General features: G+C 44.0%; 11 protein-coding genes, 1 other RNA gene and 1 pseudogene. 4 read left to right on the top strand and 9 right to left on the bottom strand.

Annotated features, from left to right (window positions below; genetic code table 11):
* Positions 1–483: 483 nt before the first annotated feature.
* Positions 484–669: a hypothetical protein gene (locus EWV68_RS08045; RefSeq protein ID WP_287169428.1), complete on the bottom strand. Its 186-nt coding sequence runs from the start codon at positions 667–669 to the stop codon at positions 484–486.
* 310 nt (positions 670–979) lie between these two features.
* On the opposite strand from EWV68_RS08045, the gene ilvA reads away from it, so the two are divergent.
* Together ilvA and rsmH are read left to right on the top strand one after the other, a co-directional pair.
* The gene (gene ilvA / locus EWV68_RS08040) at positions 980–2,491 is read left to right on the top strand and encodes a threonine ammonia-lyase, biosynthetic (RefSeq protein ID WP_061433492.1); all 1,512 of its coding nucleotides are present in this window, start codon (positions 980–982) and stop codon (positions 2,489–2,491) included.
* 28 nt (positions 2,492–2,519) lie between these two features.
* On the top strand, positions 2,520–3,392 hold the full coding sequence (gene rsmH / locus EWV68_RS08035) for a 16S rRNA (cytosine(1402)-N(4))-methyltransferase RsmH (protein ID WP_061433493.1): 873 nt from the start codon (positions 2,520–2,522) through the stop codon (positions 3,390–3,392).
* 140 nt (positions 3,393–3,532) lie between these two features.
* Here rsmH and EWV68_RS08030 read toward each other — a convergent pair whose 3' ends face one another.
* Positions 3,533–4,699 carry a pyridoxal phosphate-dependent aminotransferase gene (locus EWV68_RS08030; RefSeq protein WP_061433225.1) on the bottom strand — a complete coding sequence of 389 codons (1,167 nt, stop codon included), beginning with the start codon at positions 4,697–4,699 and terminating at the stop codon, positions 3,533–3,535.
* Positions 4,700–4,708: 9 nt separating this feature from the next.
* Positions 4,709–5,099, bottom strand: a transfer-messenger RNA (tmRNA) gene (gene ssrA / locus EWV68_RS08025).
* An 897-nt stretch (positions 5,100–5,996) separates the two neighbouring features.
* Here ssrA and EWV68_RS08020 point away from each other — a divergent pair.
* A complete protein-coding gene (locus EWV68_RS08020; protein WP_061433224.1) occupies positions 5,997–7,676 on the top strand; it encodes a WD40 domain-containing protein in 1,680 nt (559 codons plus the stop codon).
* An 86-nt stretch (positions 7,677–7,762) separates the two neighbouring features.
* Here the strand turns inward: EWV68_RS08020 and EWV68_RS08015 are convergent, their stop codons facing one another.
* From EWV68_RS08015 to pyrH, 4 genes and pseudogenes are all read right to left on the bottom strand, one after another.
* Positions 7,763–9,043, bottom strand: a complete 1,281-nt coding sequence (locus tag EWV68_RS08015; RefSeq protein WP_287169427.1) for an HhoA/HhoB/HtrA family serine endopeptidase — start codon at positions 9,041–9,043, stop codon at positions 7,763–7,765.
* A 247-nt stretch (positions 9,044–9,290) separates the two neighbouring features.
* A pseudogene (locus tag EWV68_RS08010) lies at positions 9,291–9,582 on the bottom strand (IS1 family transposase); the annotation flags it as partial.
* Positions 9,583–10,048: 466 nt separating this feature from the next.
* Positions 10,049–10,570, bottom strand: coding sequence for a ribosome recycling factor (gene frr / locus EWV68_RS08005; RefSeq protein WP_199328774.1), 522 nt, complete (start codon positions 10,568–10,570; stop codon positions 10,049–10,051).
* Positions 10,571–10,583: 13 nt separating this feature from the next.
* Positions 10,584–11,306 carry a UMP kinase gene (gene pyrH, locus EWV68_RS08000; RefSeq protein ID WP_002762234.1) on the bottom strand — a complete coding sequence of 241 codons (723 nt, stop codon included), beginning with the start codon at positions 11,304–11,306 and terminating at the stop codon, positions 10,584–10,586.
* Between the two features lie 205 nt (positions 11,307–11,511).
* On the opposite strand from pyrH, the gene EWV68_RS07995 reads away from it, so the two are divergent.
* Positions 11,512–12,093 carry an FHA domain-containing protein gene (locus EWV68_RS07995; protein ID WP_287169426.1) on the top strand — a complete coding sequence of 194 codons (582 nt, stop codon included), beginning with the start codon at positions 11,512–11,514 and terminating at the stop codon, positions 12,091–12,093.
* Positions 12,094–12,314: 221 nt separating this feature from the next.
* On the opposite strand, the gene aroQ is transcribed toward EWV68_RS07995, so the two are convergent.
* Positions 12,315–12,770 carry a type II 3-dehydroquinate dehydratase gene (gene aroQ, locus EWV68_RS07990; protein ID WP_045359462.1) on the bottom strand — a complete coding sequence of 152 codons (456 nt, stop codon included), beginning with the start codon at positions 12,768–12,770 and terminating at the stop codon, positions 12,315–12,317.
* Positions 12,771–12,811: 41 nt separating this feature from the next.
* On the bottom strand, positions 12,812–13,255 hold the full coding sequence (locus EWV68_RS07985) for a hypothetical protein (protein ID WP_287169424.1): 444 nt from the start codon (positions 13,253–13,255) through the stop codon (positions 12,812–12,814).
* Positions 13,256–13,439: the final 184 nt, after the last annotated feature.

Genomic DNA, 13,439 nt, shown 5'->3' with positions numbered 1-13,439 from the left:
TCAGGGAAAAAGTACCTGAATTTTCCCCCCAATCACTCCAATGGTCGGCACTTTTTGAGGGAAAAAAAGTCTAAAAACCTTATCCAACAAGGTTTTTAGATTTATTCAGCAAACCCTATATAAGGGTTTCATCCCTTCTAACCCCCCTCCATTGCATAACACAAACCGAAGAACCAAATATATTTGGTATTTCATTCATAAAATTGCCTTATTCAAAATCGAATTTGGAAAAGCATAACAACGCCCATGCACACCGAGCGCCGCAGCCGTAGGGTGCGTTCCCTAATGTGGCTCCTACTGCTCCACCGATCAATTTTTGGGAACGCACCATGCACATTGATTGAAGCTGTGGGTTTAGGCGTTGTCAAATTGAAAGATGCTCGGCGTTGCTGACTTTGGGTATGAATCATTGCATCTACATTTTTTAAAACTCAGGCTCAAACTGACTTTTTGATATATGCAAAATTAGCATTCATACCTTGATTAAGCAACGCCGGGGTTTTTTTCGTTGAGTTGGCTGGCTCTTATCTTCGGTCGGCCTTTGAGCTTTTTCTGTTCTCTGAGTTGGGCTTCCAGTTGGGTGGTTCGTTCTTGCTGCTTTTTTAGCTGTTGAGAGAGTTGGTCAATGATGGCTTGTTGTTGTTGGAGTTGCTCAGTCAGGCTCCTCACGAGGTTTTGTCAGCTATCCACTTCTTGGCGGAGGGCTTTCTCAATTTTCCTTTGGCTCTCTGTGGCAATCCTCCTATCTGTGTTAAACCAGATTTTCTCCCTCATAGCAACCCCTACACGACCTTGATTTTTGTTCGCGACAGCTTCCAGCAGTTATTGAGAGGTTACATCAGTGGGAAGTGGGAAGTAGGGAACACAGAGCAAAAAGCTGACGGCTGACAGCTGATAGCTCTTTATTGCTAACCGGACTGACGATGATCTATTCTGGATCCTAGCCTGACTCGCCAATCCCCACCGCCAAAAAAGAATAATGTACTGCGATTACCTGGTTCAAGTCCTCACCGCACGCGTCTACGATGTCGCCCAAGAAACCCCCTTGGAACTTGCCCCCAATCTCTCCCAACGCTTGCACAATCAGCTTTTACTCAAGCGCGAGGATATGCAGTCGGTTTTCTCTTTTAAACTGCGCGGCGCATACAACAAAATGGCGCATTTGTCAAGGGATTTGTTACAAAAAGGTGTAATTGCTGCCTCGGCGGGAAATCATGCCCAGGGAGTCGCTTTGGGGGCGCAGCAATTGGGAACCCAAGCGATTATCGTTATGCCTGTCACCACTCCGCAAGTCAAAATCGACGCGGTAAAAGCCCGGGGTGGGATTGTCGTCCTGCACGGTGACACCTACGATGATGCCTATGCTTACGCGCGGCAGTTAGAACAGGAAAAAGGCTTAACTTTTATCCATCCCTTCGATGACCCGGAGGTAATCGCCGGCCAGGGTACGATCGGTATGGAAATTTTACGACAATATCAGCAACCGATCGAGGCGATTTTTGTCGCTATTGGTGGGGGTGGGCTAATATCAGGTATTGCAGCCTATGTCAAGCGTTTACGTCCAGAAATTAAAATTATCGGGGTGGAACCTGTGGACTCAGACGCGATGAATCAATCCCTAAAAGCCGGTTATCGGCTGCGTTTAGCGCAAGTGGGATTATTTGCCGACGGGGTGGCGGTGCGCGAGGTGGGAGAGGAGACTTTTCGTCTCTGTCAGCAGTATGTGGACGAGATTATCCTCGTGGATACGGATGATATCTGTGCGGCGATTAAGGATGTTTTTCAAGATACACGCTCGATTTTAGAACCTGCGGGGGCGTTAGCAGTAGCAGGAGCGAAAGCTTATGTAGAAAGAGAAGGAATTGAGGATAAAACCCTCGTTGCTGTGGCTTGTGGGGCGAATATGAACTTTGATCGTCTGCGGTTTGTGGCGGAAAGGGCAGAATTAGGGGAACGGCGCGAGGCGTTGTATGCTGTGACTATTCCCGAACAACCGGGCAGTTTACGGCGTTTTTGCGAATGTGTCGGCAAACGCAATTTAACCGAATTTAGTTATCGCATTGCCGATGAAAAAGAAGCACATATTTTTGTCGGCGCCCAGATCGAAAATCGCAGCGATGCCAAGAAATTAGCCGAGAGTTTTGAAGCTTGCGGCTTTAAAACCCTCGATATTAGCGATGATGAATTGACTAAATTGCATCTGCGCCACATGGTGGGAGGGCGATCGCATTTAGCCGATCATGAATTATTTTACCGCTTCGAGTTTCCCGAACGACCGGGGGCTTTAATGAAATTTGTCGCCTCCATGAGTCCCCACTGGAATATCAGCGTTTTCCATTATCGCAATAACGGAGCCGATTACGGGCGCATCGTCGTGGGCATACAGGTCCCCCCCGATGAAATGAATCAATGGCAAGCTTTTCTCGATACTCTCGGCTATCGCTATTGGGATGAAAGTCAAAACCGGGCCTATCAGTTATTTTTAGGTTAAATCGCCATTTTCAGGAAGTTATCAGCAGATGAATCAAGATTTTCCCCATATTTCCGTTTTGAGTCAAGAATTAATCGCCGGCTTAAATATTCAACCCGGGGGGCATTATCTCGATCTTACCCTAGGCGGTGGTGGACACAGCCGCTTGCTTTTAGAAGCCCATCCCGAAACCACAGTAACCGCCATCGATCGCGATCAAAGCGCCCTAGAAGCCGCTAAAATTAGTCTCGCCCCCTATCTAGATAGCCGTTTAACCCTCTGGTGGGGGAACTTCGCCGATTATAATGGACAAAATAGCAGTTTTGATGGCATTATCGCCGATTTAGGAGTCAGTTCTCCCCAATTCGATCAGAGCGAGCGCGGCTTTAGTTTTCGCCACACGGCAGCCTTAGATATGCGGATGGATCGCTGTCAATCCCTAACGGCAGCCGATATTATCAACCATTGGCACGAAAAAGAATTAGCAGATCTTTTTTATCAATACGGAGAAGAACGTTTATCTCGTCCTATTGCTCGCTCGATCGTCCAAAAACGTCCTTTTACTACCACTACAGAATTAGCGGCTGTCATCGCTAGTTCTGTCCCCGCTAGTTACCGTTATGGACGTATTCATCCGGCAACGCGGGTTTTTCAAGCCCTACGCATCGCTGTTAATCAAGAATTAGATTCTCTGCAACAATTGTTAGATCAAGCCCCCCACTGGCTAAAATCCGGGGGAATTATCGCTATGATCAGTTTTCATAGTCTAGAAGATCGTCTGATCAAGTATGGCTTTCGCGAAGATAATTCCTTGAAAATTATCACGAAAAAGCCGATTATTCCCAGTCGAGAAGAACAAGCTAAAAATCCTCGTTCTCGTTCGGCTAAACTAAGAATAGCCCAAAAGATAAGCTGTTCTTAATTTAAATTGCTTGTTGAGATGAGGCAAAAGGCAACAGGCAAGAGGCAAAAGGGAGAATAAATAATCAGTTTTTAATAACCGGATTTAGTCTGAGCTTAAAGTAAAAACCAAGAAAGAAAACCAGTATTTATTCTTGAAAATCACTGACTAAAATAACGCAGTCCTTTTACCAATCTTTCTACTGCCGCTAAAGCTGTTTCTGGAGATAAAGCACCGTAGGCAAGACGCAAATAACAGCCCTCTGTTATCCCAAAAGTTGAACCGGGTAACACCGCCACCCGCTGCCGCTCAATTAAACTTTTAACTAACTGAAAGTCATTCTTGTCTGTGGGAATTTTCAGGAAGAAATAAAAAGCCCCTTCCGCAGTGGCAACATCACAGATATCGCCGATTGATTCTAGAGCATTCAGGCAAATTTCTCTAACTTGACTGATGGTTTTTAACTGTTCTAAGGGATAGCTTTTACCCACCTGTAACGCCCCTAGGGCCGCATATTGCGAAACCACCGGCGGACAGATTAAAATAGTATCCTGAATCTTATTAATCGCCTCAGATAAATGTTCTGGTACTACCATATAACCAATGCGCCAACTGGCAAAACCGTAGGCTTTTGAGAGACTAAATAAGGAAATAGTCCTGGATTCACTACCAACAATTGCCGCCGGGGAAAAGTGGCGGGCATGGTTATAGGTAAAATACTCATAAGCCTCATCGTGAATGTGATAGATGCCCTTTTTTTGACAGATTCGATTGACTTCTCTCAGGGTATTTTCTGGATAAACTACTCCCGTGGGATTATTAGGAGAAATCGTCACCACTGCCTTAGTTTTTTCCGTGATTGCCTCTTCAATGGCGGCCGGACGCAATTGATAATTTTTGTCTGTGGCAACCAAAATTACTTGACAATTAGCCATTTTTATGGCCATTTCATGATTGAAATAAAAGGGAGTGTTGAGAATAATTTCATCCCCCGGGGAAGTAATGGCTAAAATGGCATTCATAAAAGCCATATTACTGCCCGCCGTCACAAAAATTGCCTGTTTATCGCTGACTTCTATCCGATTATCTTCGGCTAGTTTTTGCTGAATTACTGCTAATAAGGGGGGAATTCCCGCCACAGATTGATATTGATGATTTTTGGGATTGGCTAAGAATAAAGATAGAGATTCGATCGCTTCCCGGGGTGGATCATAGGAAACAACCCCTTGACCTAGGGAAATAGTGCCGGGGTTCGCTTTAATTAATTGACCGACCACGGGAATAATCGGTGTTTGTACCCCGTCCATGCGGGAGAGAAGGTCTTTCATTAAAGTAATCAATGGAGCCGAGCAGAGTCGAACTGCTGTCCAAATTAGGTATTAACTGTCCGTTCATTCACAGGTTTAGTTTCGATTACCCTCGAAACGGGGACTGTCACTTATCCCGGACAGTGGGATGCTCTAGTTAAAGCTTAGACGGTTAACTAACTAGAGAAAGTTAAACGTGGCATCCGTTGGGGGTTTATCCATAGTCCTTAACGGAGTCAAACTATGAATGCTCGAGTCGATTAGAGACTATTAGGCAGCTACAGGAGCGGCTTTACGAGCGAAAGGAACGATGTTGTTCGCATTTACTTTTTGTTTGAGCCTTTGATTTACGAGAGGAGACTCACTCTCGACCTGTATCACGGGGGAGCTTTCGCTAACCTGTCGAAACCGTTACGGCCCCTTGTGCTTACATTCTGATTATAGCATATTTTTTGATTAAGCTAATTTCGGCTCAATTGAGGATTTTTCCCTTCCCAGGCGTTAGAGCCTGGCTAGATCGGTAAAAAAGGTTTTTATCGCTGATTTTTCTGAAATGGCATCGGTATCAAAGAGATAAGCCATCAGGTTCTCTCGTCCCAGATATTATCCAGTTCTTCGGCTAATTCTTCTGAATCTTCCCAATTTTCGGTTAAATTCCCTAACCCTCCCCTAATTATTGATTGCCTCGGTTTGAATTGCCACCTATCAACAATCTATCTCCGTACCACAATTTAGGCATTTTGTCAAAAAAAATTTGACTTTGCAATAAAACTACACAAAAATTAGATCAACGTTGTTCGGGAAAAAAGGGATAATTGGCGAAAGTGTTTGGTTTTGCCCAAGGGAAAAGTCTAGATTTAGCAAGGGTTTTAAGACAACCTAGACCATTAAAACCCTAAAAATTACAATAAAAGCCATCATAGCATAATGCAAAATTATACCAGAATTGCTGGAAGTATTGCAATCTCGTAAATAAATAAAAATTATTCTCAATAAATTCTTAAGTAAAAATAAATATTACCGATTGTAAATTTAAATATTTTTAAGCATTGAAGCTATTTATATATAAAATAGTTATCATTTTGCCCTGATTGCCTCTGACTGGAAAGAGGGTGTGGGGTGTGGGGTGTGGGGTGTGGGGAAAGAAACCTCTTTCATCTGTGGGGGTGAAAATTTTTTCATCGGGACTGACTTGAAAGAGGCGGTCGGCAGGGGGCAGGAGGGAAAAGTACCGTTTTGGGGAGTCAGTCGTCGATACCAAACTAGGCTACACTCTATAGGAGAAACCCGATGACTAACTTGATTATTTCGCAAAAATATGGCTAAAAAGCTCGATTTTGTTATTCCCGCCGTCGGTGGAGTCACAGGAGCCAATTTATCTGCTTGTCTGGGAAATATTGGCTTAGTCGGCGGATTTGGCGGTATAAGCGTCGGTTTAGTGGGAATGACGGGGATTGGCATCCTGACAAGTTCGGCAATTTATGCCAGTCTGCAAGGACTAGAAACAAACGATCACAATGTCGGGTTAGCTTTGGGAATAGGAAGCCTTGGCGGAATCGCTATCTACTCTACCTTTGGGGGTGTGGGAGTCGCAGTTAAAGGTACAGCTTTCGGTGTTGGTGTCGGTTCTATGGCAATCGCTGGCGGCCTAGTCGGGTTAGGAATCTACGGAGTGATGAAAATGTTATCTCCCACCTACTCCGACAATAATTTTTATAGCAATCTAGAATTTTTTGATCGCATTACTAGAGAGTACGAAGAAGCTTTATTTTGGCAAGAAGTTACGGGAAAATATAAAAATCTAGAGGCAGAACTACAGGGACTTTTAGAAGAAGTATCTATTCAGGAAAATCAACAGTTATATTCTACAGAAATTACTATGCCAGAGCGTTTATCTTGGCAGTGTTTCCAAACTCTTAAAGGTCATCAGGCAAATATTGGGGCGATCGATGTTAGTCCTGATGGTAAAATTATCGCTAGTGCGGGAGAAGATCAAACCATAAAACTTTGGCAGCGAGAAACGGGTAAATTAATTTATTCCTTTCTGGGAGTTAATGAACCGATCCAAACTCTGGCTATAAGTCCTAACAGTAAATCGATCATTGCTGGTGGATTGGATGGCAGAATTAGTCAGTGGCAATTAGACACTAAGCAGTATAAAAGTAGTTTTTTCGCTCGTGTCAATGCTCCCCATAGTCACGATGGTGTCATTTTACAATTAGCTTTTGCTGCCAATGAAAGATTTATTGTTAGTGCTAGTAATGACAAAACTCTGCGAATCTGGGGTTATCATACAGGAGAATTAAAGCGAACTTTAATCGGTCATGAGGACGCAGTTAATACCTGTGCTATTAGTCCCGATAGCCAAATTATTGCTAGTGGTAGTGATGATAAAACTATTAAATTATGGCGATTTGATCATAGTTATGCTTATCAAACTTTTATCGGTGACAGGGCATCCGTTAACAGTTTAGCTTTTAGTAATGATGGTCAATATCTAATTAGTGGTGGTAGTGATAAAACGATTAAAATCTGGGATATAAAGACAGGAGAAATTATTAAAAGTTGGCAGGCACACGAGCAGGCAATTATCAGTATTGCTATTAATCCTCATCGCCATCTAATTGCTAGTGCTTCCCGAACAGAAATTAAAATTTGGCAAGGACAAACAGGAGAATTAATTAAAATTTTACGGGGAACTGCTCCCTTAAAATTTAGTCCTGACGGTCAATTTTTAATTACAGGTAGTTATGGAGGTAAGGTAAAAATATGGTCGGAAATCTTAGGAGAATTAGAAATATTACCCTCCGATTCCGACGATTGGTGGGAGGTTTTAGAAGTTTCTAAGAATGCCAGTTTTTCAGAAGTTAAGCAAAGATATTATCAGCTTGCTCGTCAGTATCACCCCGATCACAATTCCTCTGCCATAGCGATTAAAATTATGCAAAAAATTAATCGAGCTTACGAGCGGTTTTTATTTTCCATCTCGCAACAGTAAAATTGTCAGCGTAGGGTCAAGTATTTAACTATCTTTCGATAATATAGAGAGCTTACTAACAAGCTCTCTACAAATTATCTTCTAGACTAGGATCTGTTAGCAGTATTCAAGCTACCCACTTGAATATTCAGATTAATTTTTTGTCCTTCCCGGCTAATTTCTACGGGCAAATTATCGCCGATTTGAGTATTAGCAACAATTTCCCGAACCGCATCGGGATCGGTGACATTCTTACCACCTACAGACTTTAACACATCACCCGATCGCAATCCCGCTGCTGCGGCAGGAGAATCTCTCATCACCCGCACTAACAAGACACCAGAATCATCGGGGATAGTCCAATTATCAGCCATAGGACTATCGGCTAATTGTTCTTTTACCTCCGGGGTTAACTGTACCATTTGAACACCGAGATAGGGATGTTCCACCTTACCCGTAGCGATTAATTGTTCGGCGATTCTTTGGGCAGTCTTAATCGGAATAGCAAAACCTAAACCCTGGGCATTTTGAATGATAGCAGTGTTAACTCCGATGACTTCTCCCCGATCATTTAACAAAGGTCCGCCGGAATTTCCGGGGTTAATTGCCGCATCGGTTTGGAGGAAATCCACCAGTTTATCACTAGCACCAATTTGGGAGCTATTGCGTTCCTTGGCACTAATAATTCCCGTGGTGACAGTGTTATCTAATCCCAAAGGATTACCGATAGCGATCGCCCATTCTCCCACCTGTAAACTATCAGAATTACCTAATTTAACCCTGGGTAAATTGCTCGCTTCCACCTGTACCACTGCCACATCAGTTAAAGGATCACTACCTAAGACTTTGCCATCGATAGTGCGACCATCTTTGAGGGTGACAGTCACCTTATCTGCTCCCTCGACAACGTGAGCATTGGTGATAATTTTACCGTCATTACTGATAATAAACCCCGAACCTGTACCTCTTTGAACTTGTTTTTCTCCTCGATCGGGTATTTGGGAACCGAAGAAGCGACGGAAAACAGGATCGTTAGCAAATTCCGAAAAATCACCGCCTCCATTGACTTCCCTAGAAGCATTAATTCTCACCACCGCCGGCCCCACTTCTTGCACCACAGAAGCGACAAAATTGGTGGGCATAACTAGGGTTGAGGGAGCGGCTGCGGCTGCTGTAGAGGGGCGAGGATTATTGGTAGCGGTGGCAATATTTTGGGCTAATTCTAGAGGATTTTGACTGTAGGCGTAGGTGGCACCGATGCCTAACCCGGCACCCAAAACCAGTAAAGAGGAATAGGCAAAAAGTTTTTTCATCGCAGAAGATTTGGAGCGTTTGGGAGTACCTTCGTTGATCGGGGAAATATTATCGTTAAAAATATTGCGAGTCATAGTTTTTATTGTTTAACCATTCTGAGAAGGGAATAAAAGTCAGTCCTAATAATCGTGGGTGTGAGAGGAGTGTTTCGGAAAACGGCTTGGGACTGACTATCTCTAATTTAGGTGGGGGATATGAACTTACTGTGACGCAGACATGAAGTTTTGATTGCAAGGTCATTATCCTAGTGGATAGACAGATAGAAAGATAGAGGGTGGTGATTCGGTAGTAGTGATGGAGGCTTAATCCTTTGCTTTGCTGTGCATTGTAGTCATGGATAAAATACCAAAGGCCTCCCCAACGTGATTCTTCATTTTGTTAGAGTAAAGATAGACTCTCTCTCACCAGCCGAGAAATCCTTTGTCGAAAGGTATTATTTAATCTTTCAATAGGATTAGTTTGACCAGTTTCTTGACCGACCTGTCGATGACGTTTACTGGGAATTACTGTCTTATAGGACTCCCAAAAGTCTGTGTAAGTAACAGCACATTGTCGGTAAACACCGGGTAAACTGGCCTCAAAGTTTTTTGGCTGATTGACGACTCCTATCTCCGCGCATAGCAACCAATAATACTAAATCCGTTGAGCATAGGCTACTTATAAGGACAGGCAAAAGGGGGGGATAAATAATCAGTTTTTAATAACCGTATTTAGTATAATACCCGTCATAATGATGCTTTAAAACTGCCTCAATTTTAACAATTATTACCAGAAAAAATTCTTGTTTAGTGATTCCTCATGCTCTAAAATGTACGGCTATTATGATCAATCAACTAGCAGAAAGAAGAAATTTTCTCAAGTAATGGCAGAGATGGTTAATTACCCTTGCCCCCAAGGCGGGGGTGGGAGAGGGGGAGTAGGATGCCTGCTACGAATAAAGAAAATGGTAGAACCTGAGATGCCGCGATACGGAAAGACTTCACCCCCAAACCTTCTCACTCCCCTATACCTTTTAAATAGGGATAAAAAGCTAAATAGAACAGACAAAAAGCCTGTTCTATCCATGAGGAGAAAAAAACTTAAACGGTCATGATATCTTTTTCTTTTGTCGTTAATAAATCCTCGATTTTGGCGATAAATTTATCGGTGGATTTCTGCACTTGATCCTGTAAATCCCTGGATTCATCCTCAGAAATTTCGTGACCTTTTTCCCGTTTACGGATAGCATCGATCGCATCCCGGCGAATATTGCGGATAGCCACCTTTCCTTCTTCGGCCAATTTCGCCGCTAATTTGACCAATTCCTTGCGGCGATCGCTAGTGAGGGGAGGGATATTCAAACGAATGATCTGACCGTCATTACTGGGGGTTAAACCCACGTCCGAGAGAGAAATCGCCTTTTCGATCGCCCCCATACTGGTACGATCAAAGGGTTGAATCGCGATCGTGGTCGCGTCGGGAGTGCTAATTGTCGCTAGGGACTTGAGGGGAGTTTCCATGCCATAATACTCCACCACGATCCGATCTAAAAGAGAAGCATTTGCCCGGCCGGTACGAATCGTATTAAAAGCTCTCTGGGTTGATTCGACGGTTTTCTGCATCTGGTCTTGAACTTCAGCTAACTTCACAGAATCCTCCTACCAATGTTCCAACGGGTTCACCTTTGACAGCGCGAACAATATTACCTGTCACCGACAGATCGAAAACGACTATCGGGATATTATTTTCCTTGCACAGAGCGATAGCAGTCCCGTCCATCACCCGCAGATCATGAGTCAGCACATGACCGTAGGTAAGACTTTGAAAGCGTCGCGCGTTAGGGTTATGGGAGGGATCGGAATCATACACTCCATCCACTTTCGTCGCTTTAAACACCACTTCCGCATCGATTTCGGCAGCGCGCAGGGCCGCCGTGGTATCGGTGGTAAAGAAAGGATTACCCGATCCCGCACCGAAAACCACCACCCGACCTTTTTCCAGATGACGGATTGCTCGCCGGCGGATGTAGGGTTCAGCTAATTCCTGCATGGCAATCGCCGTTAATACCCTAGTCGGTACTTGCGCTCGTTCTAGGGCATCCTGCAAGGTCATAGCGTTCATGACTGTTGCTATCATACCAATATAATCGGCCGTGGCCCGATCCATGCCGGCCGAGGCGGCTTTCACCCCGCGAAAAATATTGCCCCCACCGACCACGATCGCCAATTGGATGCCTTGGTCAACCACTTCGGAGATTTCCTGAGCGATAGCGGAAACCACCATCGGGTCGATCCCATAGCCGAGATTGCCCATTAGGGCCTCCCCACTCAGTTTTAATAATACCCGCTTGTACGCCATGCCCTTACTACCACTCGCTAAAACAAGATCTAGATAATTTTTGTCTCCCCATAAGATAGCAGGTTTTGGCCTTGATTTAAGTTGACCAGTTCACTCTCCCCTGGGGCCGACAAGTTAAGATTAATAAATCTTTTCCTTGGGGAATTTGTATTTAGTGATACCTTTGTTATTAAAAGGAGCTTAGTTTTATAGAGAATTAATAACCGTGGTCAGCGATCGATTACTATTGGTCAACAAAAGCAATCAAGGGGCCGCTCACATCGATACCTTTGATTGGGTGTATGGGTTTCAGGATGGAACTCGTCTGATGGGAAAGGTTTGCGGTTACTTAGATCCCGATAGTAATCGTCTTCTCGATCCCGAAAACTGCAGCGCTATCTACCAGAATGCCCAGGGACAAGTCCTTAGTCGTTGGCAAGCTGGAGATTTTATCGCTTTTGAACTAACCACCACCGGGGAAGCTCTCCTGATCGTGGCTTCTAATGATAATTGTGTCAGTAATAGTCTCTGTTTGGTTTCGGGCATTAGTCGCAGCTGCGCCCAAGTTAGCGATGAAGGAAAATCCCTCGTCCGAGAGGTTTTTCAATACCCTGCTTGGTCTTTCCAGGGCGATAATAGCACTTCTAAGCCGGCTTTCAGTTGGAATTGTTCCGTATCTCCCTTTTTCCCCTTTGTTTCCCTGCGTTTTAATCTTCAGTCCACCAGCAGCAAAAAATTCTATCGTTGGACGGTTTCCCCCTATTTTCCTTTTTGTCCCCTCTTAGAAGTGGGAGAATCCCTTGCCTAATTAGGGTTTGCGGCAAAAAGTTTTTCGGTGGGTGTAGGGTGTAGGGTGTAGGGTGTAGGGTGTAGGGTTTTAGAGATTTTGAGGGGGTCAATTACCTAATTTTCAGGGAAAAAGTCCCTGAATTTTCCACCCGATCACTCCGGGATACGGTACTTTTTGGTTTCCAAAAAGTCTAAAAGTCTTACCCAACAAGGTTTTTAGATTTATTGAGCAAGCCCTAATTAGCCTTCTCTATTCTTTTGCAAATAATCGACTAATGCCCATAATCCTAGGCGATAACTTTCGGCCCCAAAACCGCTAATCTGTCCGATGGCTATATCGGCAATGTAGGAATGATGACGAAAAGACTCGCGTTTGTAAATATTGCTTAAGTGTACTTCCACACAGGCCATTTTTGTGCCTAATAGTGCGTCGCGGATGGCGATACTGGTGTGAGTATAAGCTCCCGCATTAATCAAAATACCGTCCTGCTGACCCCATGCTTGCTGAATCCAGTCCACTAATTGCCCTTCCTGATTGGACTGATGTGCGGTTAAATTCACCCCTAAACGGGTAGCTTCTTCGCTTAAAAACTGGTTAATCGTCTCTAAATTGACGTTACCGTAGAGATTCGGCTCTCTTTTCCCCAATAGGTTTAAATTCGGCCCGTGCAGAACCAGAATGCTTAGTTTATTCACAAATGTCCTCCCTATCACCACGAGAATTAATCTTATCTCGATCAGGGACTATTGCCGATCAACAACATTTTTGCCGCTACGGTAATCACCGCACCAATAGTAGCACTGAGCGCACCGACAATGATCGGCAGAATGAGACCTCGGAATCCCTGGAGGTCGGAAATAGCTTTAATCATGGTAGCCTGTTCACTTTCCACCTTTTCGAGTCGTTTATCCATCCCTCCGACTTTCTCGGTTAAAGCGACCAATCCTATCGATTTAACTTGTTCATTTTCCACCTTTTCGAGTCGTTTATCCATACCTACGACTTTCTCGGTTAAAGTAGCTAATCCTATCTCTACTTTATTTAATCTTTCATCGATTCTGTCAAAGCGCTCATCAATCTTGTCAAATTTTTGATTAACGTCCCTTTGTAGATTGTCTATTTTTCCCTCGATCCTGGTCAGAATAGTTTCTAGGGAATAAGTGACGGTTTCTCCTGACATCCTGGTAAACTCCCCTTAGTTTTATCTTGATCCTCCTCCCATTCTCGCTTTATCCATGGGAGACTACCGCTCAACTAAACTTACTCAAACTTACTTAAAAGCCTGAAAGCTTAGTCATTCGTAGTGGGTCAAGCACTACAGGATTAAACGGCAAACCCTTTATTCCCTGGTCAATGACATCAGG

The organism is Microcystis sp. M_QC_C_20170808_M9Col, assembly GCF_007095495.1.
GTDB lineage: Bacteria > Cyanobacteriota > Cyanobacteriia > Cyanobacteriales > Microcystaceae > Microcystis > Microcystis aeruginosa.
The sequence above is the reverse complement of the archived record's forward strand: the minus strand, read 5'-3'. Positions and strand labels throughout refer to the sequence as shown.

Excerpts from the sequence above, each read along its gene's own strand:
- ilvA (WP_061433492.1), top strand. The coding sequence starts at position 980 with ATGTACTGCGATTACCTGGTTCAAGTCCTCACCGCACGCGTCTACGAT.
- rsmH (WP_061433493.1), top strand. The coding sequence starts at position 2,520 with ATGAATCAAGATTTTCCCCATATTTCCGTTTTGAGTCAAGAATTAATC.
- EWV68_RS08030 (WP_061433225.1), bottom strand. The coding sequence starts at position 4,699 with ATGAAAGACCTTCTCTCCCGCATGGACGGGGTACAAACACCGATTATT.
- EWV68_RS08020 (WP_061433224.1), top strand. The coding sequence starts at position 5,997 with ATGGCTAAAAAGCTCGATTTTGTTATTCCCGCCGTCGGTGGAGTCACA.
- EWV68_RS08015 (WP_287169427.1), bottom strand. The coding sequence starts at position 9,043 with ATGACTCGCAATATTTTTAACGATAATATTTCCCCGATCAACGAAGGT.
- frr (WP_199328774.1), bottom strand. The coding sequence starts at position 10,570 with ATGCAGAAAACCGTCGAATCAACCCAGAGAGCTTTTAATACGATTCGT.
- pyrH (WP_002762234.1), bottom strand. The coding sequence starts at position 11,306 with ATGGCGTACAAGCGGGTATTATTAAAACTGAGTGGGGAGGCCCTAATG.
- EWV68_RS07985 (WP_287169424.1), bottom strand. The coding sequence starts at position 13,255 with ATGTCAGGAGAAACCGTCACTTATTCCCTAGAAACTATTCTGACCAGG.